We start from the raw sequence: 25,153 nt of genomic DNA, 5'->3' as shown, positions 1-25,153 counted from the left end.
GTTTTGTTTGTATTATGGCACAAGCCGGATCAATTTTTCTTCTTTCTTCAGCACCTGTCCGATCACGGAAACTTTTGTGTCCAATTTTGCACGCTTCATCCCATTCATAAATTCATCCATATAACGCTTTGGCAGGCTGAACAAAAGGCCGCCTGATGTCTGTGGGTCGTACATGAGGTCTGTTACAAATTCATCTACACGCTCCGCGTCCACCATGCACTCACAGTGTTCACGGTTTTTGTAGGCGCCGGCAGGGATTAAGCCCATCTTAGCGTAATCCACAGCCTCCTGCATGTAAGGCACCCTTTTTGCCTGGATTTCCAGTGTTACGCCGCTGGCCTCTGCCATTTCCGCACAATGTCCCAGCAGTCCGAATCCGGTGATATCCGTACAGGCATTCACCGGAAAGCCCTCTGCTGCTTCCTTTGCCTTTTTATTGAGAGAAGACATCACTTTGACGGCTTCCGTTTTGGCCTGTTCCGAGGCCATTTCCGCTTTTACCGCAGTATTGATGATGCCGCTTCCGATCTGTTTGGTCAGAACCAGCACATCACCAGGCCTGCAGCCATAATTTCTGTATATCTTATCCGGATGTACAAATCCCGACACACTCAGGCCGTACTTCGGCTCATCATCCTGGACGGAATGTCCTCCAACCAGCACGGCGCCAGCTTCCTTTACCTTGTCGGCACCGCCTCTTAAGATCTCACCTAGAATCTCCGGATCCAGACAATTTGGAAATCCTACAATATTCAGAGCCACCTTTGGCTCTCCTCCCATCGCGTATACATCGCTGAGGGAGTTGGCTGCTGCAATCTGCCCGAAGGTATACGGATCATCCACAACCGGGGTAAAGAAGTCAACGGTCTGAATCATAGCAATATCATCCGTGACCCTGTAAATCGCAGCATCATCTGAAGTTTCTATTCCAACCATGAGATTCTCATCCTGGAATGTTGGCAGCTTACCCAGAACCTGGGCAAGGGTCTCAGGACCTATTTTAGCCGCTCACCCGGCTGTCTTTGCCATCTGGGTAAGGCGCACATCTTTGCCTTTGTTCATGCCATCTTCCTCCTTTCCTATATTGCGCACTCTCAGAAACTCTATTTTGTTATGGACGGATCACTTTTTGCGCTCCATTCATGGTCTCTACAATCGTGTACATATTGGTCACGCTTCCTACCTGAAGCTTTTCCTTCAGCCCGTAATAATCCAGGCATGTACCGCATGTCATAATCTGTACGCCCTGGGCTTCCATTGCTTTCAAATCCTCCAGGGACTCAGAACCTTCCGCTGTAAGTCTGGCTCCCCCATTGTAAAAAAGGATTGTCCCGGGCAGCTCTTCGAGCTGTGACACGGCAAAAATAAAGCCTTTCATTAGCACCGATCCCAATTCATCATTTCCCTCTCCCATCCGGTCTGAAGATACCACAACTATTGTACCGCTGCTGCTGTCCGTGCAGCATACGGCCTCTTCCTGCTGTTCCTGCTTCTCATACTGTCCCTGCTGTAAAACGCTGCCTTCCTTTTTGATGACAATCCGGTATTCTTTTTCTCCGGTTTTTTCCCAACTCACCCCGGCTCCGGAACTGGATGCCAGCTTTGTTACATTCTGGACGGCAATCTCATTATCGACCAATACCTCAATAACTTCAGAACCTTCCAGCTCCTGGAGAGCCTTCTTCGTCTTTATGACAGGGATGGGGCAGGCGTCTCCTATAGCGTTTACTGTTATCATAATAGTTTCTCCTTTCGAAAGTAGCGCAAAGGGGTCTGACCCCTTTGAGGTTATTTATAGATATATTCTATCACTGACTTAGCTTTGAGTAAACAATATTTATTGTCGACATCTGTTTGTTTTTGTTCCGCTGCCACCATGATTGCCAACGATCTGTTCCTGTTATGATTATAATATCCGGAAATCCATGTTGAAAATTTTATTCATTTATGAGATGATATGTGTAGTTTTCCGCTTGTTTTGGGATTTTAAACAAGCAGTTTCCGAAAGAAAGGATAAGATAAAAATCATGTGGATTGCAGATAACTGGAAAGATTATGAGGTCATAGATTGTTCCATAGGGGAAAAGCTGGAGCGCTGGGGGGATTATTTTCTGATCCGCCCGGATCCGCAGGTCATCTGGGACACGCCTAAGACACAGAAGGAATGGAAGAAGCCAAACGGGCACTATCACCGCAGTAAAAAGGGCGGCGGGGAATGGGAATTCTTTGATCTGCCCCATCAGTGGCAGATTCATTACGGGGAACTTACATTTAACCTGAAACCTTTTAATTTTAAGCACACAGGGCTATTCCCGGAACAGGCCGTGAACTGGGATTGGTTCTCTGATAAGATAAGAAACGCAGGCCGGACGATAAAGGTGCTGAATCTTTTTGCTTACACGGGCGGCGCTACGCTGGCAGCAGCGGCAGCCGGCGCACAGGTTACCCATGTGGATGCTTCCAAAGGCATGGTTGGCTGGGCAAAGGAAAATGCGGCATCCTCCGGACTGGGCGAGGCTCCGATCCGCTGGCTTGTAGACGACTGTGTGAAGTTCGTGGAAAGGGAAATCCGCCGCGGCAATACTTACGATGCCATTATCATGGATCCCCCCTCCTATGGCAGAGGTCCCAAAGGAGAGGTATGGAAGATTGAGGATATGATCCATCCGCTGATCAGGCTCTGCACCCAGATCCTGTCAAAGGATGCGGTATTCTTCCTGGTTAATTCCTATACCACGGGGCTGGCCCCGGCCGTCCTGACATATATGATCTCCACCGAGCTCAAGGCCTGGAACGGAACCGTTGATTCCCAGGAAATCGGGCTTCCTGTAAGCTCAAACGGGCTGGTGCTGCCTTGCGGCGCATCGGGACGCTGGGAAAGAACGTAAAACCCCTGAATATATTTTGGGGGCATGCGCCCCATCTGTACAAGTATAGAATACTGACATATAAGTCAGCCCGCCGGAACCGGATGTTCTGGCGGGCTGCTGTTCTTCGTGAATCTTCCCTGCATATGCATTCATATGTGAAATGATTACTGCACTGTAATTGCACCCAATATTTGCCCTATGGGGGCGGATATGTTTAGCTCAGCCCGGACGGCCTTTGCAGTCTCTGACTTATTAATTACAACCAGATGGCTTCCACGGAAATAATCGATGAATCCCGCGGCCGGATAAACTACCAACGAAGTTCCTCCAATAATAAGGGTATCAGCCTCGGCAATTGCATCTACCGCCCCCTGGATTGTATTGGAATCCAGGCCTTCCTCGTACAGCACCACATCCGGTTTAACGATGCCGCCGCATTCACAGCGCGGTATGCCGTCGGAGTTCTTGACAAACTGCGCATCGTAAAAACGCCCGCACTTCATGCAGTAGTTCCTGTGGATGCTGCCGTGGAGTTCGAAGACAGTCCGGCTGCCGGCCGCCTGATGAAGACCGTCAATATTCTGTGTAATCACAGCCTTCAGCTTCCCCGCCTGTTCCAGCTCTGCCAGTTTGAGATGCGCAGGGTTGGGCAACGCATCTAATATCATCATTTTTTCCTTGTAAAAGTCGTAAAATGTTTCTGTATACTCCATGAAAAAGCTGTGGCTTACTACCTGTTCCGGAGAGTATTTGTATTTCTGATGGTAAATGCCGTCAGCACTCCTAAAATCAGGAATATTGCTCTCTGTGGATACTCCTGCACCGCCAAAAAACACAATGTTACCGCTTTCATCTATAATTTTCTGAAGCAGCTCTATTTCCTTTTCGTACATTCTGATACCTCCTGACTCACACACCGGCCCCATGCTCTGCAACAGCCGCGTAAACATGCATACTAACGGGCACCGCCGTCTCTGCATTTATGGGTTACGGCCGATAATGGATTCTCTATCCGTCTATCACATTTCCTTTTTCAATATGCTCCTGTACAATCGCCTGCATACATTTCCATATATCTTCCGAAGTTTCCTCTATTTTCTGATTCCGTTTATAAATTTGTGATTTTTTCACCTTATGCTCAGCCCAGCTTTTCCCGCCGGATGCATCATTGAGCAGCAGTGGCTGGAAATTATCCAGCAGATGGGCAAACTTCGCATCCGGTGTCTCATACTCCTCAAATTCCTCCCACAACCTGCGGAACTCCTGCCCTTGTTCCACCGGAAGAAGCCCGAATATCCGGTCCGCCGCTGCTGCTTCCCGGACACGTTTCGTCTCTGCTCCTGCGGAATCATACGCATAGGTATCTCCTGCATCAATCTCGACCAGATCGTGAATCAGAACCATGGTCATCACCCTGGCCGCATCTGCATCCGGCACATACTCCTGCAAAAGCACTGCCATCAGCGCAATGTGCCAGGAATGTTCCGCATCATTTTCCTTTCTCCGGCCATCTGCCAGGTAGGTCTGCCGGTAAATATTTTTCACCTTATCGATCTCCCTGATAAACTGAACCTGCTGCTCCAATCTTGTCATTTTTCCAACCTCTTTTCTTCTATATTTATTACATATAATATATTAGATCTCAAGTATCTCATCCAGGGAATCCATTCCGTACTCCGCAAGCAGCTGCCTGATCCCCTCGCCGATCTCTTCTCTTGTATAATCGTTTTGGACCAGAAAATCATCCCCGTATTCGTTCAGATGATGATAAAATCCAATTCCCATTTCCAGATAAGTTTTATCCGACTGATCCAGTTCCTGATACAGCATATTTTCCGCCTTATTCACCGCTCCTGCATCCGCCATTCTTACAAGACGGGCAAACAGATCATCCACTGCCGTATATTTATTTTCCTCCGGGAGCTCGTACTGTGGACTTGTCTTTCGAAATATAATCCGAGCCAGAGCCGCTGTTTCCCCTTTTATCATCCTCATAATATAATCCTGTTCAAATTCCATATCAGCACCTCTTTTCCCCGCTGCTTACCGCCCCTCCGCCTGCTGTTCGGAGGCATCTGCTTCGTTTAATCTTTGTCTGCTTTTCTCCCTCTTTGATATACCAAGCCATATTCCAATAAAGAAATAGACCACAAAACAAATCCCGATCAATGTATTGACTAAATACCCCGTATCCGTGGGATTAAACTTCATTACAAACGTTTTTACAAGATTATCTTTTCCGCTCAGCACAGCATCGACCCATGTATTCAGTGTTATAATTAGTATTCCTGCCAAAAGTGAAATAAACGCAGATTTAAAATACCAGTTCATCCCCCTTATCTTTGCCGTAAGAATCATGAGCCAGACTGCAGCAACCGGAAATGCCGCGATAGGAAATGCATACCGATACAGCCAGTCCCCGCCTGTATAACGGTTGCAGGCGTACAGAAGCAGAAATGTAAAGAGCGTGACACCGAGTGCCGACAGAATGACCCTGTGCTTTTTTACAAGTACCGGCAGGATCGTGACTGAAAAAGCGGTCCCGATTGAAAACAGGACAATGTAAAACCAGGAAAGTCTGTGCTCAATAACCAGATTGCAGATCAGGCACGTGAGTACGGCCGCCCCATAAAGTGCCAGCATAATACGCAGATATAGTTTAACGGCAGGATGCCTTCCTTTTTCAATGTCTTTTTTGTTACTACCGCTGTTCTCTGCTCCCATCTTTTTCCTCCCGGTTTTTCTGTGTTTTTATATCTGATTCAAAAATATTGGCAATCAATAATTCTGCAAAAAATCTTTCTTCTAACTGCAATTTTACCACACTCTTCCTGAGATTACCATTAAGAATAAGCAGTAGGTGACAAGCTTTAGTTTTGTCGGCGGATGGGGGCGCGAAATAAAGAGAACACCGTAAGCCTCCCAATTGCACCTATGCCGTTTTGATGTGCGGACACGAACCTAAGAAATTCTAGGAAGCCGACAGCCAAAAAAGTGAGGCACAGGCGACACATCACGAGAAATCATCGGATTTCTCGTGATGTGTCGCCTGTGCCTCACTTTTTTGGCTGTCGGCTTCCTAGAATTTCTTAGGTTCGTGTCCGCACATCAAAACGGCATAGGTGCAATTGGGAGGCTTACGGTGCTCTCTTAATTTCGCTGGGTGAATCCAATCGGCAGGAAGGTTGTCAACTGGGGAGGCTCTGAAACGGGGGCAGCGTATTGATTCGTTTGGTTGAACATAAAATCTCCATTTATTTACCAATGGGAAGTGCGCGGCCTGACAGAAACATAAACAGTTACACCTTACGATGTACCGAATATTTTCCGTACCACCAAGTGAATTCATACGCCGCCCTCCGTTACGCAACGCCCCAATTGACGCACTTTTCTGCCGATTGGATGCGCCCAGCGAAATGAAGGGATAGCCGCCAGTCTCCTAAGGGCATACATGCCGTTCCGTACTGCTAAAGCAGGCCTTAGAAATTCTTAGAAGCAGACAGCCGCGAAAGTGGGGAGCTTTTATGATTCCGAATCATAAAAGCGGATGGCCCAGCGCGAGATATCATAAGATTTCTCGTGATGTGCCATCTGTGCCCCACTTCCGCGGCTGGCTGCTTCTTAGAATTTCTTAGGTCTGCGTCCGCAATACGGAACGGCATGTATGCCCTTAGGAGACTGGCGGCTATCCCTTCATTTTGCGCCCCCACCCAAATCCCCGACAATTCTACAGGTCCACTTTTCCGGTAGTGTCCCCGTTGATTACGTAATATGCCGCAAATTCTTCCGGTTTCAGATAGATCTTTACGTCTTTCATATCGCCCACTTTATTCTTCAGTTCCTTGGTCCATACATCTTTAACTTTCTGAAGCACTTCTTTTTCTGAGTATTCTTTTCCTGAGAACTGAAGGAACAACTCTGTCTTTAACTCCGCTTTTTTTGTGGTTCTCTTCGCAGCAGTTGTTTTTGTTGTGGCCTTCTTAGGTGCGGCCTTCTTTGCCGCCGTTTTCTTTGGTTCTTCTGTAACAGGTTCAGGATCTTTGAGAACAGCTGCTCTTGTCTCAATGGCTTTTGTCGTATCTTTCTTTGTCTCGATCGCCTTTGCCTTTCCTGCTTTCGTCTCAATTGCCTCGGTTTTAACAGCATCTTTTTTTGTAGCGTCAGCTTTTACAGCTGCTGTCCCGGCTGCTTCTACAGATAACTCTGCAGCCTCTTCTGCCGCTGGTTTTGTGGTTACTGGTTTCTTTGTTGTTTTCCTTGGTGCCATACTTGCTCCCTCCTGCTAAAACAATCAAGTATTTAGACTTCAACATGAACATTTTTTTGCTACAAGGTGTATTGTACCTCATTTTTTCTCAAACGTCAAAAAAACTTTTCCATAGTCACTGAATCGTTATCTTTCTTCCTTATACCCGCGGAAAAACTTTGAAAGGCCTTTCAGTGTTTTTAACAGAACCGGGATCTCATTTTCATCCAGGCTCTGGATGACGGCATCGGTCATCTGTGTGTGAAAATCCTTATGGTGGTAAAACGCTTTTCTGCCCTTCTCTGTGAGCCTGATGTAGACTACACGCCTGTCGGATTCACTTCTTTCACGTACCACATATTTTTTATTCACAAGGCTGTTGACGGACGTAGTAAGAGACCCGGCTGTGATGCCGAGTTTCCTGGCTACCACGGACATGGTGCTGTCATCGCCAAGTCCGATGGCCTCTATGATATGCATGTCGTTGTTGCTGATATCCTTATATTCATCTGTTATAATCGCCTCTTCCTCTAATTCCCAGATCTCGTTAAACAAATGAACCAGTATATCATTGATGGTCTCGTGTGCATTCACAGATGCTGTGCTCCTTTCTCTGTAGCGCGTATCACCGCGCTGTCTGCGTTTAGAAGAGAGAATCTATGACCTCTTTTACGGTCTCCATGCGTGTCTGTCTGTATGCATCGGCCCCGCAGAATAATAAGGCCTCCTCTACATCTCCTTTGGCAGCACGTATAAGACTGTCCGTGATGCAGTACGGAATCTCTGCAGGATTGCACCTGGCCAGACATCTGTGGCATGGGGTATGCTCCATCTTCTCCCCTAGCATAACACGTTTCATAAATGGATTCAAGATTGCGCGTCCCGGCATACCCACGGGGCTTTTCACGATGACAATATCTTCTTTTGATGCATTAAGATATGCCTCTTTATAACGGATATCAGCATCACATTCCCGGGTTGTCACAAATCTGGATGCAATCTGAACTCCGTCCACCCCCAAAGCCATGACACGCCGTACATCTTCGACATCAAATATCCCGCCAGCTGCAATGATCGGTATTTCCGTCTGATACTCTTCTGCAAAACCGCGGACAGTTTCTATGATTTTGGTTATCTCCTCTTCATATCTTTCCGGAGAATAAAAGTCCAGCTCTTCTTTTTTAAACCCAAGATGGCCGCCGGCCTTTGGACCTTCAATGATAACAAGGTCAGCAGTCCTGTGATATTTTCTGCCCCAGTATTTTAGAATTACTTTGGCAGACTTTTCTGTAGATACTATAGGCGCAATCTTTACGGGACTTCCCGCAGTCAGAGCCGGAAGTTCTGTGGGCAGGCCTGCACCGGATATGATCAGATCCGCACCGGCTCCCACGGCGGCAGCGACATGTTGTTTATAATCTCTCAGAGCTACCATGATATTATATCCGATCAGGCCGTCAGGCGAAATAGCCCTTGCCTTTTCCATTTCTTTCCGAATGGCCCGCAGATTCGCTCCTGACGGGTTCTCGTCAAAGTCCGGCTCCCGAAAACCGATCTGGGCCGTTGAAATGATGCCGATCCCGCCCTCCTTCGCAACTGTCCCTGCCAGATTTCCAAGGCTGATTCCCACCCCCATACCACCCTGTATCAGGGGAACCCTGGCCGTCTTTTCGCCAATTTTTAGTGGACTCATATTTACATGACCTCTCTTTTCATTTACATCTTTCTGAATCGTTTGTAACGTTTTTCAGTCAGCTCATCACCGGAAAAAACTGTGTATTTTTCCAGAAATTCCTTAATGTAAGGTTCCATCACGGCGCAGACTATTTCCAGGCTCTCCTCTGCATAGTGTTCCGGCTCCGGTATGACCTTCTCGATAATCTGCAGCCGCAGCAGGTCATCCGCTGTCAGCCGCATGACTTCGGCAGCCTCGCTGGCGCGTTTGCTGTCCTTCCACAAAATGCTGGCAAATCCTTCCGGGGAGAGGATGGAGTATACGGAATTTTCCAACATCCATACCTCATTGGCAACTGCCATAGCGAGGGCTCCGCCGCTTCCCCCTTCCCCGATCACCACTGACAGAACCGGTGTCTTCAGTCCGGACATCTCAAACAGGTTCCTGGCGATTGCCTCTCCCTGTCCGCGCTCCTCTGCCTCCAGGCCGCAGAATGCGCCGGGGGTATCTACAAAGCAGATAACCGGACGACCAAATTTCTCCGCTTGTTTCATCAGGCGCAGTGCTTTTCTGTAACCGTCGGGGGACGGCATACCGAAATTGCGCTCGATGTTTTCCCTGGTGTTTCTTCCTTTTGCCTGTGCTATCACGGTCACCGGCATGCCCTCAAAATATGCAATACCACCTATGATTGCCTTGTCGTCTTTGAAACACCTATCTCCGTGTAATTCTATGAAGTTTTTGAATAGATTTTCAATGTAATCAGAACCCACCGGCCGGCCTTTCTTTCTGGAAATTTGAACACGATCCCAGGCACTGCGCGCTTTCTTAGCCCTGTTGACTGGGATTATATGTTCCTGCCGCTCCTTTGCCCTGCAATCAAAACAAGCGTCACCGCTGTGCAGACGAAGTAACTCTGCCAGTTCTGCTTTCATGTGTTCACGTTCAACGATACGGTCTATGAAACCATGCTCCAATAAAAATTCCGAACGTTGAAATCCTTTGGGAAGCTTTTCCCCGATCGTCTGTTCAATGACCCGGGGGCCGGCAAATCCGATCAGTGCATGGGGTTCTGCCAGAATGATATCCCCCAGCATCGCAAAGCTTGCAGTTACGCCGCCCGTGGTTGGATCGGTCAAAACAGAGATATAGAGCTGCCCTGCATCGCTGTGCCTCTTTAACGCCGCCGAGGTCTTAGCCATCTGCATCAGGGATACAATCCCCTCCTGCATCCTCGCGCCGCCGGAGCAGGCAAAAATAATGACGGGAAGTTTTTCTTCCGTTGCCCGCTCCACAGCGCGGACAATTTTCTCGCCGACCGCCTCGCCCATGCTCGCCATGAGGAACCGGCCGTCACATACACCCACAACTGCCGGCATGCCATCTATTCTTATTTTGCCCGTAACAATTGCTTCTTCCAGCTTTGTTTTCTCCTGCAGTGCTTCTACCTTCTCTTTGTACCCCTTAAAATTGAGAGGATTTTTCGTCTTAATTTCCCTGTCCCACTCTTCAAAGGAACCTTCATCCGCCAGCATCTCTATCCTTCTGTAGGCGTGGACGCGGAAGTAGCCGCGGCATTTCGGACAGATATAAAAGCCCTGCTTAACATCCTCTGCAATAATAGCCGCGCCGCACTTATTACATTTTCTGAGAAGCCCCTCCGGGACTTCGGGCTTAGACTCATTCAGAGAGATATAACTCTTTCTGCTCGTCTTCTTAAACATATTCTGTAACTTCATAAACAGCTCCTTCATGGGGTCGCTTCATAGGGGTCTGACCCCTTTGCGTACCGTTTTCAGACAATTCTAAAAATTTCTATATCCTACCCTACATTTTTTCAATAAATTCAATATCTATATCCCCGGACTCGAAATCGGGATGATGTAATATTTCATATTGATAGTCTACGTTTGTGTCTATCCCCTCGATGATGATCTCTCCCAGCGCGCTGCGCATTTTGCGGATTGCTTCTTTTCGGCTCCCGGCGTGTACGATCAGTTTTGCCAGCATAGAATCGTAATATGGGGTCACCGTATATCCACTGTATATGGCAGCGTCTATACGCACGCCTTTCCCTCCCGGAAGGTACATGTCTGTGATAGTGCCCGGTGACGGACGGAAGTTCTTCTTCGGGTTTTCTGCGTTAATACGGCATTCTATGGCGTGCCCGGTTATCCTGACATCCTCCTGGGCATAGCCGAGTGTTTTGCCGTCTGCGATGCGGATCTGCTCTTTTATTAAATCAATTCCAGTTACCCACTCTGTAACCGGGTGTTCTACCTGAATCCTTGTGTTCATCTCCATAAAATAGAAGTTCCCGCTTTTTTCCAGTAGGAATTCGATTGTACCTGCATTGGTGTAGCCCGCAGCTTTGGCGGCTTTGACCGCAGCATCCCCCATGTTCCTCCGCATTTCTTCTGTAAGCGCAATGGATGGGGATTCTTCTATCATTTTTTGGTGGTTCCTTTGTACGGAACAGTCGCGTTCACCAAGGTGGATGACGTTTCCGTGTTTATCCGCAAGTATCTGGAACTCAATGTGCCGTGGATGCTGGACAAAATGCTCGATATACATGGTGCCGTCCCCAAAGGCCATCTGGGCTTCTTTCTGTGCGGTGTTGAAACTGTTCTCAAAATCTTCCGGTTTTTCCGCCACCCGCATGCCTTTTCCGCCGCCCCCAAGGGCCGCCTTGACTATGACGGGATAACCAATCTTATCAGCCGCGGCAGCACCTGTCTTTACATCGTAAATCGGTTCGGTGCTTCCCGGGATCACCGGTACACCGGCTGCTGTCATCGTATTTCTGGCTTCCTGTTTATTTCCCATTTTTCTAATTACTTTAGACTCTGGGCCGATAAATGTTATATTGCACTGCTCGCACAGTTCCGCAAATTTACTGTTCTCAGACAGGAAACCAAACCCCGGATGGATTGCGTCCGCACCGGATACAAGAGTCGCGCTTATGATGCTCTCCATACTCAGATAGCTCTGCGCAGAAGGAGCCGGACCAATGCAGACCGACTCATCCGCCAGCTGTGTATGAAGGGCTTCCCGGTCGGCCTCAGAATAGACTGCCACTGTCTCGATTCCCATTTCTCGGCAGGCACGGATAATGCGCACTGCGATTTCTCCCCGGTTTGCAATCAATACCTTTTCAATCATAACCTGCACATCTCCTTAATTTCCAACCATAAATGTCAATTCTGCCGTTACTACAACTTTGCCATCCACAGAAGCAACCGCCTGGCCTACTCCCACGGGGCCCTTTTGCTTGATAATCGTAGTCTCCAGCTTCAGCTTATCACCCGGATATACCATGCCTTTGAATTTGCATTTCTGGATGCCTCCGAAGAAAGCGATTTTGCCCTTGTTTTCCTCTACGCTCAGTATAGCGACCGCGCCAGCCTGAGCCAGTGCCTCCAACGTCAGCACGCCGGGCATAACGGGGTGTTCCGGGAAGTGTCCCTCGAAAAAATCCTCACGGTATGTCACGCATTTATACCCAACCGCATATTTGCCAGGCTCATAGTCTTCAATATAATCTAAAAGAAGAAATGGATGTCTGTGTGGAATAATCTCCTGGATCTGCTTAATATCTAATCTATTCATTACTTAACCTTCTTTCTCGACAAGGGGGTCAGACCCCTCTGCAGAGGGGTCTGACCCCCTTGACCTTGATTGACTATTTTATAACAAACAATGGCTGGCCATATTCTACTGTATCTCCATTTTCTACCAGCACTTCCGCCACGATCCCTGTATAATCGCTCTCAATGTCATTCATTAATTTCATGGCCTCTACGATTGCCAGTACCTGGCCCGCTTCTACGCTGTCCCCTATATTTACAAAGGGAGCCGCATCTTCTGACGGTGCTGCATAGAATGTGCCGACTAAAGGTGATTTTACTATTTTTTCCTCTGGAATGGGTACAGATCCTGTTTCCTCTTTGGCCGGATTTGGGACTGTGATGGCCGCCGGAGCCGGAACCGCCGGGGTCGAAGCTTGCTGATACAGGGCTGCCGGTGTCCGGGCTGTCAGTACCGGCTCTGCTGCGACTTCAGCGGGAACAGTTTTTAATGTTTTTTTGAGGGAAAGCTTCACTGCGCCTTCCTCATATTTAAACTCTGTCAGCGTGGATTTTGAAACTGTATCCACTAACTGTAATATCTCTTCTATTTTCATGCTGCCTCCTTTTTGTGCGGCGCACTTGAGCGTGTATGAAAATTCATTGTCGCAAGATGCCGCCCCGCTTTACGGTCTATTTACTGCCAAATCCAGTCAACGCAGCCCACCACTACGCCTCCTGAATTTGGCAGTAAATCCCCCGCAAACTGAAACAACATCTTACAGTAAGGAATTTTCAGACACACTCTAAGCTTCATACTTCTTGACTAATAAAGTTGCGTTATGTCCTCCAAAACCAAGGGAATTGGTCAGTACGTAATTCACTTCTTTTTCTATGGGTGCTCCTACTGCATAATTCAGGTCGCATTCCTCATCTGTCTCTGTGGTTCCCACCGTCTGATGGATAAATCCATCCTTGATGCTTTTTACGCACACGACGAATTCCACACCGCCGGCCGCACCGAGGAGATGGCCTATCATAGATTTCGTAGAGTTGATGACAACGTCTTTTGCCGCATCTCCCAGCGCGTATTTGATGGCCCGGGTCTCGAATAAATCGTTGTGGTGGGTGCTGGTTCCGTGGGCATTGATATAGTCGATCTGCTCCGGCTCCACGCCCGCCTCTTTCATCGCCAGTTTCATCGCCATGCCTGCGCCTTCTCCGTCTTCCTGCGGCGATGTAATATGGTATGCATCTCCCGTTGAACCATATCCCACCAATTCCGCATAGATCTCCGCGCCTCTGGCTTTTGCATGCTCCAGCTCTTCGAGTACTACGATTCCCGCACCCTCTCCCAGAACGAATCCGTCCCGCTCTTTGTCAAACGGGATCGATGCCCTTTTTGGGTCTGCAGAAGTGGATAACGCGGTCAGTCCGGTGAATCCGGCTACTCCGGTAGGACAGATGCAGCTTTCCGTTCCGCCTGCCACCATAATGTCCGCGTCGTCATACTGAATTGCACGAAAAGCGTCTCCGATACAGTTTGTTCCTGAAGCACAGGCCGTCACTACATTCGTACACTTCCCTTTCAAACCTAGCTGTATCGACACATTTCCCGCCGCCATATTGGATATCATAAGCGGAACCATCAGCGGGTTCACCCTGCTCGGTCCCTTTTCAACAATTTTCGTATAATTCTGCTCCACAGCCTGAAGGCTTCCGATACCGGATCCCACGATCACGCCCGCCCGGTACGCATCTTCTGCCGCCATGTCGATTCCCGCATCCGCGAACGCCTCTTTTGCCGCCGCAACTGCATACTGGGAAAATGCTTCCATACGCTTAGCCGCTTTAAAATCCATGCGCTCTTTTGCCACGAAATCTTTTACCTCCGCCGCAATCTGTACTTTATACTCAGAAGCGTCAAACCTTGTTATGGGCCCAATGCCCACCTTCCCTCTGCGGATGCCGCTCCAGAATTCCTCTGCCGTATTCCCGATCGGAGTTACTGCCCCCAGCCCGGTTACTACTACTCTTCTTTTCATACTGATCTCCTTCTACATCGCCATTCCGCCGTCCACACACAGGACCTGCCCCGTGATATAACCGGCATTTCCAGAAGCCAGAAATGCAACCGCTTCCGCAATATCCTCCGGCTCCCCGAAACTCCCCAGGGGGATCTGCGCCACAGCCCCTTCCTTCACTTTTTCAGAAAGTTCTGCCGTCATTTCCGTATTAATAAATCCCGGCGCAACCGCATTCACTGTCACCCCCCTGGATGCCAGTTCCCTGGCAGCGGCTTTCGTAAGCCCGATCACGCCTGCCTTTGAGGCGGAGTAATTCGCCTGCCCTGCATTTCCCATTACACCTGAAACAGAGGACAGGTTGATAATCCGGCCGTTTCTCTGCTTCATCATCTGCCTGGAGGCGAAACGAATGCAGTGGAACGTACCTTTCAGATTTGTATCCAGCACTGCATCAAAATCTTCCTCTGACATTCTCATCAGCAATCCGTCACGTGTAATCCCTGCATTGTTAACCAGAATATCAATCTGGCCAAACTGTGCAATGACTTCTTTTATAAACTTCTCACAGGCACCAAAATCGGATACGTCGCACTGCATCGTCTCTGCTTTCCCGCCAGCCTTCTCTATCTCATCTTTTACTTCCGCTGCGCGCCCCGCAGAGCCATTATAATTAATCACAACCACCGCGCCCTGAGAGGCCAGTTTCAGGGCTACAGCCCTTCCGATTCCTCTGGATGCACCAGTGACAACCGCTACTTTTCCCACTAACATAATTCCTGAACCACCTTATCTACATCTTCCCACGTTCCTACATTATATACCTTTACTTCTTTACTGATCTTTCTCATAAACCCAGCCAGCGTCCGGCCCGGCCCGATTTCCACAAACCGGTCAACACCGTCTGCAATCATCGCCTCCACACTCTGCTGCCAGAGAACGGACGATGCAACCTGCTGCGCCAAAAGAGCCTTTGTCTGGCCAATGTCACGGACATACGCTGCCGTTACATTTGTCACATAAGGGATCTGCAGCGGATGCAGTTCAACATGCTCCAGCACCTCTGCCAGCTTCTTCCCTGCTTCCTCAAGCATAGGAGAATGGAAGGGTCCGCTCACATTCAGCGGTAACACGCGCTTCGCCCCGGCTTCTTTCAAAACCTCCGCCGCCTGATCCACGCTTTTCTTCCGCCCGGTTATCACAATCTGCCCCGGACAGTTGTAATTTGCAACGCTGACGCCCGCCATGCCTTCTAGTACTGCTTCGATATCTTTTGCAGATAACCCGAGAACAGCCGCCATAGCACCTTTTCCATCCTCAACCGCGTTCTGCATCAGGATTCCCCGCTTGCGGACCGCGGCAATCGCATCCTCTGCCGACATTCCGCCGGCTGCTGTGACTGCACAGTATTCACCCAGGCTTAGTCCCGCCGTCACATCGGGCTTAATCCCCCGCTCTTCCAGTACTTTTTCCATAGCCAGGCAGACCGTAACCAGCGCCGCCTGGGTATATTCGGTCTGATCCAGCAGGTCATTTTCCTCAAAGCACAGCGCTTTCATATCTATATCCAGCAATTCCGATGCCCGATCGATCAGCATCCTCGCCGTTTCACTTTGTTCATAAAAATCTTTTCCCATACCTGCCTTCTGTGCGCCCTGGCCGGGAAATATAAATGCCGTCTTACTCATAAAACCCTTTTCCTCCAATCAGGTCGTCTGTCTCTCTCACCAGCTTTTGAATCAGCTCCGTACAGGACAATTCTTCCTTCACCATGCCCGCAATCTGGCCGGACATTACACTGCCGTTTACCACATCGCCTTCTACAACCGCTTTGCGCAGTCCGCCCAATGTCAGCAGCTCCAGCTCCTCAAAAGAGGCGCCCTCCTGTTCTTTCTGTAGGTAGGTCTTCGTCATCTGGTTTCGCAGGGCCCGCACCGGATGCCCGGTTGAACGGCCTGTAACCCGGGAATCGATATCCCTTGCCTTAATAATGCATTTTTTATAATTTTCATGAACAACAGATTCTTTCGTAACCACAAAATGAGTTCCCATCTGCACGGCCTGGGCACCCAGCATAAACGCCGCCGCAATTCCCCTGCCGTCCGCAATACCGCCTGCGGCAATCACCGGGATACTCACCGCATCCACAACCTGCGGAACTAAAACCATGGTGGTATTCTCACCAATGTGCCCGCCGGCTTCCGTACCTTCCGCTACCAGAGCATCCGCCCCGCAGCGTTCCATTCGTTTAGCAAGTGCAACAGAGGCAACGACCGGAATCACCTTAACCCCCGCCTCTTTCCACATCTTCATATACTTTTCAGGAGAACCAGCACCTGTTGTAACGACTTTAACGCCCTCCTCCACAATCACTTCTGCCACTTCGTCCGCGTAAGGACTCATCAGCATAATATTAACGCCAAATGGTTTAGTGGTCAGCTTTTTAGCTTCCCTGACTTGTTCCCGTACCCAGTCTGCCGGCGCACTCGCCGCTCCAATCAGCCCAAGCCCGCCAGCTTCTGATACGGCGGCTGCAAGATGATGTTCAGCAACCCATGCCATTCCACCCTGGATAATCGGATATTCAATTCCTAATATTTCGGTTACTTTCGTCTTCATACTAACAACCTTTCTTTCGAGTACTTATTATTTGTGCGCTTCTAAATATTTTACAACGTCCCCGACCGTAGCGATCTGCTCCAGATCCTCAGACGGAATCTCCACATCAAATTCTTCCTCAAATGCCATCACAACTTCAAACAGATCCAGAGAGTCTGCTCCAAGGTCATCCTTGAATGAAGTAGCTTCTGTAATTGTGTTGATATCTGCTCCCAATGAATCTGATACGATTTCTTTTACTTTTTCTAACATAGTTTTAAATTCCTTTCATGCTCTTTTCTTTATATTTATTATTTATTTATGTAATCCGGTCTGGTACATCGTAAAATAATGAACTGACTCATTGATATTCAGCCTTATAGCCAGCCGGAGATTACCTGTTTCAATTCCCTGTTTCCGATTCCTGCTTTACAGAGAAATACCTGATACACTGCCTCTACCATTCCAGAAAAGCAGCTCCCCAGGAAAGCCCTGCCCCGAACCCAGACAGTACCAGCCTATCCCCCTTTTTGAGCGTTCCCTTCCGGTTCAACTCATCTAATAAAATGGGAATGCTGGCTGAAGATGTATTTCCATATTCCTGCATATTCATGGGAAATTTACTGATATCCTGTTGCAATCTTTTCGCCACAGCCTCTACGATCCTCTGGTTTGCCTGGTGAAGAACAAAATAATCTACCTCATCCGCAGTGCGCCCCGCCTTGGACAAAACCTCCAGAACTGCCTCCGGCACCTTCTTAACCGCGAATTTAAACACGGCCTGGCCGTCCATTTTCATATAAGAGTCGGTGTCCTGTTCATCAGGTAACCAATCCTTGCGGTGCCTGCTCATACACGTAAGCGCATTTCCTCTCCCCCCGTCAGAATGGGTAACCGGCTGATAAAGAGTGTCTTCTTCCGCTCTGAGCACGGCCGCCCCAGCCCCATCCCCAAACAAAATGCAGGTGCCTCTGTCTTTCCAGTTCACCGTATTCGATAAACTTTCCGCCCCAATCACCAGGATCGTCCGGTACATTCCGGAAGCAATATAGGCCTGGGCTGTATTATACGCAAAAAGAAATCCCGTACATGCCGCATTTAAATCAAATCCAGTCGCATTGACAGCACCCAGTTCCCGCTGCACCTCGCACGCCGTACAGGGAAGCAGAACCTCTGAAGTGAACGTCGATACCAGGATCAGATCCAGTTCCTTTGGAGCCACGCCGCTGTTTTCCAGCGCTGCCCGGGACGCCTTCACAGCCATGGAAACAGTCGTGTCATCCTCAATAATATGCCGCCTCACGACACCGGTTCTCTCCCGTATCCATTCATCACTGGTATCTACCAGCCTGGCTAAATCATTGTTATCCAGAAAATGCTCCGGCACATAAGAACCTGTTCCACATATCTTTCCTATCATATTCTATCTCCATGTTTGAATTCGTTGTTTTATTTTTATCTCAAATACTTTTATCTTAAAATACTTTGATTATCAAAGTATAATAACAAATAACTTATTTGTCAAGAGGAAAATTTATGGGATGTAGGGAGAGCCGCCCTCCGAGAGAAATTTCAAACGGGAGCGGCAGTTCTGTTTGGGGCGCTGTTAGGAGGCTTTGCCTTTTCACGACACCTCCTCAAGTATCGGAGCAGGCCAATGAATCTCCGTGTATTGAACAAAGATTACAACCATCCCCCCAAATTCAGAAAATTCATCTAAAATGCCAAAAGGTAAAGAATTTTAAAATAGGGGTTTACAAAGTCCGGTATCTTATGATAGAATATCACTTGTCGAGCGGAAGTGGCGGAATGGCAGACGCGCTAGATTCAGGTTCTAGTGGGAGTTTATCCTGTGAGAGTTCAAGTCTCTTCTTCCGCATTGATTGAGAAGTGAGAAGTCTTAATATATTAAGGCTTCTCTTTTTTTATTGAATTATTCTAGACTTGCTTTTGGTTACCTCATCCTATTCCATGACACTACTACTAAAGGCCCATTGACGATATCTTTTGTTTTAAATATAATTAAATTATAGATTTATTGTAGCCAAAAACAGGTGAAAACAGGACATGAAAAAGGCCCAGAGCATACATCGGCATAGCTTAGCTGCGGCTGTCTCATTGCTGTTCATAACAGAGGCGCCTCTTTCAAATGCCCCTATTTCATCCCATACTAAGAGGAGGGAAAAGATGAAAAAAATTTATGCCTTAGGAGATGTAACATGTTCACACTGCGCACAAGTGATGGAAACTAAAATGAGTGCCATTCCTGGCGTGACATCAGCAATGATTTCTTTTAAATTAAAAAAAGTAACTGTTAATATGGATGATGACAAAGAAGCAGAGGTTGAAAGCCAGGTTCTCAACTTAATAGAGAACCCTGTTTACTGTAAGACTTGTCCTAACAGATAATTCGGGCAGGCCAAAGGAATTTCGCACAGTCATATAGAGAATGGCTGCGGACAGCTTACCGTTCAATGTCCGCCATTCGTTGCACAGTTTGTTCATGGTTTATCAAGTATCTCCACTTGAATCGTTGTTGTTCTAAAACTTGATTCCGGGTGTTCCGGAATCTTCTTGAAACAGCGCTGTATCGCTCTATCCCATTTTATGGGATTAAGCGGCACAACGCTGTTTTAAGGTTATTTAAAGAAGTCTACTACTAAAGGCCCATTGACAGCATTTTTTCTTTTCCATATAATGAGGTTATAAGTATATTGTAGCCAAAAGGGTGGAAATAGGACGGAGAAAAAAGACCCCAAAGTGTACGCCGGCATAAGATATCTGCAGCTGCTTCATTGTTGTTCATGGAATCAGGCAATTCTTTCGTATGAACCGAAAATCACCCAATCTCTAAGAGGAGGGAAAGAAATGAGAAAAGTATATACCTTAGACAACGTAACCTGTACACACTGCTCTCAAGTGACGGAAACACATATCAGCACCTTAACGGGTGTGAATAAAGCCGTAGCTTCATTCAAATTGAAGAAGATTACCGTTGATATGGACGATGACAAAGAAGAAGAGATTGAGCGTCAGATCCAAAAGATTCTCGCCGATCCATTTTACTGTAAGAATTGCCCGAACAGAGAATAACGACATGCAGCAGCGGTGTATCCTTCCATATCCCTTTACGGGGTGGATCGATACACCGCTGTTTTTATTGATTTCCCTCTCACCCTATAGCGTAGGGTGTGTCCTCACTTAACTTGCTGAAACCGGCTCATTCTGCCAGCTGGTTATATTTTCCCCTCGGAACATAATATGTATGAAGAAGATCATGTGCTTTATGTCCATTCGGTTCTCCCAGAAAATCTGCATACAGTTTCATCAGATCCGGATTCTCATGGGACTTGCGCAGCACCTTGCGTTCATCCTCACTGTACAGAGCCTGCGACCTCTTTTCACGGTATCCTTCCTCACTGCACCGGGGCTGGCCGCCGCCGTTGATACAGCCGCCGGGACACCCCATTACTTCAATAAAATGATAAGGAGAAGTACCATCCGCAACCTCCTGCATCAGCCTTGATGCTCCTGCCAGGCCGCTGGTCACGGCAATCTTCACCGCCACACCCTGCAGATGTGCGTACTCCGGCAGCGTTTTCCCTATGGTAATCTCCGCCGTCTTCACCTGCTCCAGACCTACAATTGGCGTTACATGCAATTTTTCAAAAGGCAGTTCTTCCCCTGTTACTACTTCATAAACCGTACGCAGGGCAGCTTCCATTACGCCTCCGGTCACACCGAAGATATCAGCCGCACCGGTTCCCAGCCCCATTGGAGCATCAAATTCTGCATCGGGCAGTCTTACGAAATCGATGCCTGCTTTCTTAATCATTCTCGCCAGTTCCCGTGTAGTCAGCACCGCGTCTACGTCGCGGTTTCCTTCCACTTCCATCTCCGGGCGCTGTATCTCGTATTTCTTCGCCGTACAGGGCATAACCGAAACAACGAACATATCCTCCGGCTGCGTGCCCGTCTTCTCTGCATAGTAAGACTTCACTAATGCTCCCATCATGGTATGCGGGCTTTTACAGGTAGAGAGATGTCCGAGTGCCTCCGGGAACTGATGCTCCACATGCTTGATCCATCCCGGAGAGCAGCTTGTGATCATGGGAAGCACCGCTTCTTTGCCAGTCAGTGCGGCATTCAGGCGCCCCAGCAGCTCAGTGCCTTCCTCCAGGATCGTCAGATCCGCCGAGAATAAGGTATCGAAGACGTCGTCAAATCCTATATCATGAAGGGCTGCGGCAATTTTACCAGTTACTGGAGTTCCGCACGGCAGGCCGAATTCTTCCCCCAAAGCCGCACGCACGGCGGGAGCCACCTGAACCACCACCCGCTTCTTTGGATCGGCCAGAGCCTTCCATACCGGTGTCAGGCCATCCGTCTCTTTGAGGGCGCCGGTAGGACAGACGATAGTGCACTGCCCGCACATTGCACAGGATGTGGAATTAAGCGGCAGCCCCATCGCCGGGCTGACCGTGGTCTCAAATCCCCTGTTCTGCGCCTGGATTGCCCCTACCTTTTGTATTCCCGCGCAGGCAGTCACGCAGCGGCGGCACAGAATGCATTTACTGGTATCACGGGTGATGGAGGGAGATATATCCACATGCCCTTCGGACACTGCGCCTTCAAAACGGCTTTCGGTCACATCCAGCTCATATCCGAGGGCCTGCAGCTCACAGCTCTGGTTCCGGCTGCAATTCAGGCAGTCCTGTGAATGATTGGATAAAAGCAGCTCATACAGAACCTTCCTGGCCTCCAGAACCTTCGGAGAATGGGTTCTCACCTTCATTCCCTCCCTGGCCTTTACCATGCAGGACGCCTGCAGGTTCTTCATCCCTTCCACTTCCACCACGCAGATCCGGCAGGAACCGTACTGGTGGACATCTTTCATATGGCACAGGCTGGGCACGCGGATGCCGGAAGCCTCTGCCGCTTCCATGATGGTGGAGCCTTCCAATACCTCCACCGGCTTTCCATTTATTGTTAAATGTATCATATTAACCTCCTGGTCTCTGTCTTGTTATGGGTTCCCGCTGCTACCGCCTGTCGCAATGCAGACAGCGCAGGGACTCTGCCATAGCGTCCAGCTTGTGATATCCACAGTTTACTTCCCGGAAATTGCCGGTTCGTTCTTCCGGTTTCAAACATCTGGTCGGGTAACGGTCATGGGGTTCGTTCACTTCCAGTTCGATTTCCGGAATGTCGAACTGCTGCCCCTTGTTCAATTCCCCTGTTCCGCCCAGATACTGGTCGATCTTCACGGCAGCCTGCTTGCCGTCGGCAATCGCTTGGATTACAACGTTCTTGCCCCATGGGCTGACATCGCCTCCCGCAAATATGCCTTTCTCTGCAGTCTGTCTGGTGTATTTATTGATCTCCAGTTTTCCGGTCTTATCCATCCCCACATTGGTCGTCCTGTAAACCTTGTGGTCTACATCCTGATTGATGGCGGTAACAACACCGTCACAATCAATGGTAAAGTTCGAACCCTGCAGCTGTTTGGTCAGCCTGCGCCCATCGCTGCCAAATTCCGCTATGCGGCGGCGGATCAGATGAACTCCCGTCACTTTGCCATCCGCACCCACGAATTCCAGCGGGGATGCCAATGAAATAATTTCGATCCCCTCTTCCCGTGCCTCTTCTACCTCTTCCCTGCCTGCAGGCATCTCCTGCTCCGTTCTGCGGTAGACTACGGTAACCTGCTCTGAGCCGAGGCGGACAGCGGTCCTCGCAACATCAATCGCCGTACTGCCTCCGCCGATAACAACAAGATGTTTCGGTACGGACAGGTCTTTCTTCAACCCAACACGTTTCAGAAATCCGACGCCGCTTTCCACGCCTTCCAGTTCCTCGCCCGGGATATCCAGCAGACGGGAAGCCTGGGTCCCTGCCGCAATGTAAATGGCATCGGATTGGCTGCGCATATCATCAAAACTCAAATCCGTACCAATGCTGGTGTTCAAATGGATATGGACGCCGCTCTTTTCGATGGCGTGGATCTCTTTCTCGAGAACTTTTTTAGGCAGCCGGTATTCGGGGATTCCCCAATATAAAACGCCGCCGGCCACGGATTCTGCTTCGTATATATGTACCTCATGCCCCAGATTTGCCAGGTAATAGGCACAAGTCAGGCCAGATGGGCCGGCTCCGATGACGGATATTCTCTTTCCGGTAGACGGCAGCGGCTCTACCATTGGGATATTATAATCATCCCGGAGTGCGTAATCCCCGATAAATCTTTTTACAGAACAGATAGCAACAGGCTCATCCACCTGCGCCCTTCGGCAGTGATCCTCACACGGATGGGTGCAGACGCGCCCGCACACAGCCGGGAACGGATTATCCTGCCGGATCAGACGATAGGCATCGTCGGTCCGGCCTGCGGCCAGCAGAGAAAGGTAACCCGGAATATAAACATTTGCCGGACACGCATTTCGGCACGGTGAGGTCTGAAGTTCCGCACAGACGCCTGCCGCACAGTGTTTATCATAAATGTGGGATTCGTATTCCCCGCGGAAATATTTTAGAGTGGAAAGTACCGGATTGGGAGCTGTCTGCCCAAGGCCGCACATAGCAGTCTGTTTGATTGTCTCCGCCAGTTCCTCCAAAAGCTCCAGGTCTTCCGGCCGGCCATTCCCTTCCGTTATTCCTTCCAGAAGCTCCAGCATGCGGCGGGTGCCGTTACGGCAGGGGAGACATTTACCGCAGGATTCATCACAGATAAAATCCATGAAATACCGGGCCGTATCTACCATACATGTATCTTCGTTCATGACGACCAGGCCGCCGGATCCCATGATTGCCCCAAGCTCTGCCAGGGACTCATAATCTACCGGGGTATTCAGATGCGCCCTGGTGAGGCAGCCGCCGGATGGCCCGCCTGACTGGATGGCCTTAAACCGCTTGCCGCCGATTATTCCGCCGCCAATCTTATAGATGATGTCCCCCAGAATCGTGCCCATAGGAACTTCAATAATCCCGGCGTTAACGATGTCTCCTGCCAGGGCAAACACCTTCGTCCCGGCGCTCAGATCCGTACCGATTTTCCGATACCAGCTGGAGCCGTTCTGAATAATTGGCGCCACATTAGCCAGCGTCTCCACGTTATTGATGATCGTCGGGCTTTCAAACAGGCCCTTCTCAAACGGGAACGGCGGTTTCTGGCTCGGCTCTCCCCGCCTGCCCTCTATAGAGGCCAATAAGGAAGTCTCCTCGCCGCATACAAATGCACCTGCTCCAATGCGGATCTCTACGTCAAAGTCAAAGCCGCTTCCCATGATATTTTTTCCCAAAATGCCGGCCGCCCTTGCCTGGTCGATGGCATCGCCCAGCCTCTTTACCGCAATGGGATATTCTGCACGCACATAAATATATCCTTTGGCTGCCCCGATCGCATATCCCCCCAGCATCATACCTTCAATGACGCTGTGTGGATCTCCTTCCAGAAGGCTCCGGTCCATAAATGCCCCGGGATCCCCCTCATCCGCGTTGCAGACCATGAACTTTCGTCCGTCCGGCGACTGAGCCTTCATTCCTGCCTCCCATTTCACGCCGGTTGGGAAACCCGCACCTCCACGCCCCCGCAGGCCGGAATTTTTCATGACCGCGACAACCTCTTCCCGGCTCATGCCGCTCAATACCTTCGCAAGCGCCCCATACCCATCCCTGGAGATATAGGCCGCCAGAGAAGAGAACTCCATCCTTCCGCAGTTTCTCAGGGCAATGCGGACCTGGCCCTCAAAGAAGCCGATATCCTTCATCAACGGCACATGAATCCCCATGTCGTCGTCAAAATATGTATACTCCTCGCAGACCTCATCATTCATCAGATGCCTGAACACAATATGGTCCACCTTTTCCGGATCCATCTCGATATAGAATACTCCGTCAGGCTCAACCAGGATCACCGGTCCCAGAGAACAGGTTCCCATACAGCCGGTAACAAGGACCTCTATCTCATCCTCCAGCTGATAATTGGCCAGCGACTCATGAAGCGCGTCTTTTACTTCCTGGCAGTGGGAAGAGATACAGCCTGCGCCTCCGCACACCAGAACCTGGCGTCTGTACTTTCTCCGCTGTGCCAGGTAATCTCCTTTGATCACACGGAGATCCATCTGGTCCCTTACCACCAGGTTTTCCCTGGATGTCTCATTTATTAAAGCCATAGT

General features: G+C 49.2%; 24 protein-coding genes and 1 tRNA gene. 4 read left to right on the top strand and 21 right to left on the bottom strand.

Annotated elements, in window-relative coordinates; all coding sequences use genetic code 11:
- Positions 1-12: 12 nt before the first annotated feature.
- Positions 13-1,062 (bottom strand): selenide, water dikinase SelD, encoded by a 1,050-nt coding sequence (selD, locus tag MWG26_RS03280; RefSeq protein WP_081733024.1) that lies wholly within the window; start codon positions 1,060-1,062, stop codon positions 13-15.
- 49 nt (positions 1,063-1,111) lie between these two features.
- Complete coding sequence (gene yedF / locus MWG26_RS03275) at positions 1,112-1,738, bottom strand: sulfurtransferase-like selenium metabolism protein YedF (RefSeq protein WP_025654644.1); 627 nt, start codon at positions 1,736-1,738, stop codon at positions 1,112-1,114.
- A 289-nt stretch (positions 1,739-2,027) separates the two neighbouring features.
- Between yedF and MWG26_RS03270 the strand changes: the two genes are divergently transcribed.
- Positions 2,028-2,888: a class I SAM-dependent methyltransferase gene (locus MWG26_RS03270; protein WP_025654643.1), complete on the top strand. Its 861-nt coding sequence runs from the start codon at positions 2,028-2,030 to the stop codon at positions 2,886-2,888.
- Between the two features lie 146 nt (positions 2,889-3,034).
- On the opposite strand, the gene MWG26_RS03265 is transcribed toward MWG26_RS03270, so the two are convergent.
- The 17 genes from MWG26_RS03265 to MWG26_RS03185 all read right to left on the bottom strand — a co-directional run bounded on the left by MWG26_RS03265 (position 3,035) and on the right by MWG26_RS03185 (position 18,399).
- Positions 3,035-3,763, bottom strand: coding sequence for an NAD-dependent protein deacylase (locus MWG26_RS03265; protein ID WP_025654642.1), 729 nt, complete (start codon positions 3,761-3,763; stop codon positions 3,035-3,037).
- A gap of 115 nt (positions 3,764-3,878) precedes the next feature.
- On the bottom strand, positions 3,879-4,463 hold the full coding sequence (locus MWG26_RS03260) for an HD domain-containing protein (protein WP_025654641.1): 585 nt from the start codon (positions 4,461-4,463) through the stop codon (positions 3,879-3,881).
- Positions 4,464-4,505: 42 nt separating this feature from the next.
- Positions 4,506-4,889: a DUF6483 family protein gene (locus MWG26_RS03255; RefSeq protein ID WP_025654640.1), complete on the bottom strand. Its 384-nt coding sequence runs from the start codon at positions 4,887-4,889 to the stop codon at positions 4,506-4,508.
- 24 nt (positions 4,890-4,913) lie between these two features.
- The gene (locus tag MWG26_RS03250) at positions 4,914-5,594 is read right to left on the bottom strand and encodes a DUF6320 domain-containing protein (protein ID WP_025654639.1); all 681 of its coding nucleotides are present in this window, start codon (positions 5,592-5,594) and stop codon (positions 4,914-4,916) included.
- A 1,003-nt stretch (positions 5,595-6,597) separates the two neighbouring features.
- Positions 6,598-7,137: a DUF6465 family protein gene (locus tag MWG26_RS03245; protein ID WP_025654638.1), complete on the bottom strand. Its 540-nt coding sequence runs from the start codon at positions 7,135-7,137 to the stop codon at positions 6,598-6,600.
- Positions 7,138-7,263: 126 nt separating this feature from the next.
- Positions 7,264-7,710, bottom strand: a complete 447-nt coding sequence (locus MWG26_RS03240) for a MarR family winged helix-turn-helix transcriptional regulator (RefSeq protein WP_025654637.1) — start codon at positions 7,708-7,710, stop codon at positions 7,264-7,266.
- Positions 7,711-7,759: 49 nt separating this feature from the next.
- Positions 7,760-8,809, bottom strand: a complete 1,050-nt coding sequence (locus tag MWG26_RS03235) for an NAD(P)H-dependent flavin oxidoreductase (RefSeq protein WP_025654636.1) — start codon at positions 8,807-8,809, stop codon at positions 7,760-7,762.
- 23 nt (positions 8,810-8,832) lie between these two features.
- Positions 8,833-10,530, bottom strand: a complete 1,698-nt coding sequence (locus MWG26_RS03230) for an acetyl-CoA carboxylase carboxyl transferase subunit (RefSeq protein ID WP_049915396.1) — start codon at positions 10,528-10,530, stop codon at positions 8,833-8,835.
- Between the two features lie 88 nt (positions 10,531-10,618).
- Entirely contained in the window at positions 10,619-11,953 is a 1,335-nt protein-coding gene (locus MWG26_RS03225) for an acetyl-CoA carboxylase biotin carboxylase subunit (protein ID WP_025654634.1), read from the bottom strand.
- Between the two features lie 15 nt (positions 11,954-11,968).
- Complete coding sequence (gene fabZ / locus MWG26_RS03220; RefSeq protein ID WP_025654633.1) at positions 11,969-12,400, bottom strand: 3-hydroxyacyl-ACP dehydratase FabZ; 432 nt, start codon at positions 12,398-12,400, stop codon at positions 11,969-11,971.
- Positions 12,401-12,473: 73 nt separating this feature from the next.
- Positions 12,474-12,974 (bottom strand): acetyl-CoA carboxylase biotin carboxyl carrier protein, encoded by a 501-nt coding sequence (gene accB / locus MWG26_RS03215; protein ID WP_025654632.1) that lies wholly within the window; start codon positions 12,972-12,974, stop codon positions 12,474-12,476.
- Between the two features lie 189 nt (positions 12,975-13,163).
- The gene (fabF, locus tag MWG26_RS03210; protein ID WP_025654631.1) at positions 13,164-14,402 is read right to left on the bottom strand and encodes a beta-ketoacyl-ACP synthase II; all 1,239 of its coding nucleotides are present in this window, start codon (positions 14,400-14,402) and stop codon (positions 13,164-13,166) included.
- Positions 14,403-14,414: 12 nt separating this feature from the next.
- Positions 14,415-15,155, bottom strand: a complete 741-nt coding sequence (fabG, locus tag MWG26_RS03205) for a 3-oxoacyl-[acyl-carrier-protein] reductase (RefSeq protein ID WP_025654630.1) — start codon at positions 15,153-15,155, stop codon at positions 14,415-14,417.
- Complete coding sequence (gene fabD, locus MWG26_RS03200; protein ID WP_025654629.1) at positions 15,149-16,069, bottom strand: ACP S-malonyltransferase; 921 nt, start codon at positions 16,067-16,069, stop codon at positions 15,149-15,151. Before fabD ends, fabG begins: the two co-directional genes overlap by 7 nt.
- A complete protein-coding gene (fabK, locus tag MWG26_RS03195) occupies positions 16,062-17,000 on the bottom strand; it encodes an enoyl-[acyl-carrier-protein] reductase FabK (RefSeq protein ID WP_025654628.1) in 939 nt (312 codons plus the stop codon). The genes fabD and fabK overlap by 8 nt, the downstream gene beginning before the upstream one ends.
- 27 nt (positions 17,001-17,027) lie before the next feature.
- Positions 17,028-17,252 (bottom strand): acyl carrier protein, encoded by a 225-nt coding sequence (locus tag MWG26_RS03190; RefSeq protein WP_025654627.1) that lies wholly within the window; start codon positions 17,250-17,252, stop codon positions 17,028-17,030.
- Between the two features lie 184 nt (positions 17,253-17,436).
- Complete coding sequence (locus MWG26_RS03185) at positions 17,437-18,399, bottom strand: beta-ketoacyl-ACP synthase III (protein ID WP_025654626.1); 963 nt, start codon at positions 18,397-18,399, stop codon at positions 17,437-17,439.
- A gap of 375 nt (positions 18,400-18,774) precedes the next feature.
- On the opposite strand from MWG26_RS03185, the gene MWG26_RS03180 reads away from it, so the two are divergent.
- The 3 genes from MWG26_RS03180 to MWG26_RS03170 all read left to right on the top strand — a co-directional run bounded on the left by MWG26_RS03180 (position 18,775) and on the right by MWG26_RS03170 (position 20,072).
- Positions 18,775-18,858 (top strand) — tRNA-Leu (locus MWG26_RS03180).
- Between the two features lie 308 nt (positions 18,859-19,166).
- The gene (locus MWG26_RS03175) at positions 19,167-19,388 is read left to right on the top strand and encodes a heavy-metal-associated domain-containing protein (RefSeq protein ID WP_025654625.1); all 222 of its coding nucleotides are present in this window, start codon (positions 19,167-19,169) and stop codon (positions 19,386-19,388) included.
- 459 nt (positions 19,389-19,847) lie between these two features.
- On the top strand, positions 19,848-20,072 hold the full coding sequence (locus tag MWG26_RS03170; protein WP_025654624.1) for a heavy-metal-associated domain-containing protein: 225 nt from the start codon (positions 19,848-19,850) through the stop codon (positions 20,070-20,072).
- Positions 20,073-20,199: 127 nt separating this feature from the next.
- Here the strand turns inward: MWG26_RS03170 and MWG26_RS03165 are convergent, their stop codons facing one another.
- Together MWG26_RS03165 and MWG26_RS03160 are read right to left on the bottom strand one after the other, a co-directional pair.
- Positions 20,200-21,981, bottom strand: coding sequence for an NADH-dependent [FeFe] hydrogenase, group A6 (locus MWG26_RS03165; protein WP_025654623.1), 1,782 nt, complete (start codon positions 21,979-21,981; stop codon positions 20,200-20,202).
- 40 nt (positions 21,982-22,021) lie between these two features.
- Positions 22,022-25,150, bottom strand: coding sequence for an NADH-ubiquinone oxidoreductase-F iron-sulfur binding region domain-containing protein (locus tag MWG26_RS03160; protein WP_081733023.1), 3,129 nt, complete (start codon positions 25,148-25,150; stop codon positions 22,022-22,024).
- Positions 25,151-25,153 lie beyond the last annotated feature (3 nt).

This window comes from Faecalicatena contorta, from assembly GCF_022835095.1.
Taxonomy (GTDB): Bacteria; Bacillota; Clostridia; order Lachnospirales; family Lachnospiraceae; genus Faecalicatena; species Faecalicatena contorta.
This window is presented reverse-complemented; position numbering and strand designations above follow the sequence as displayed.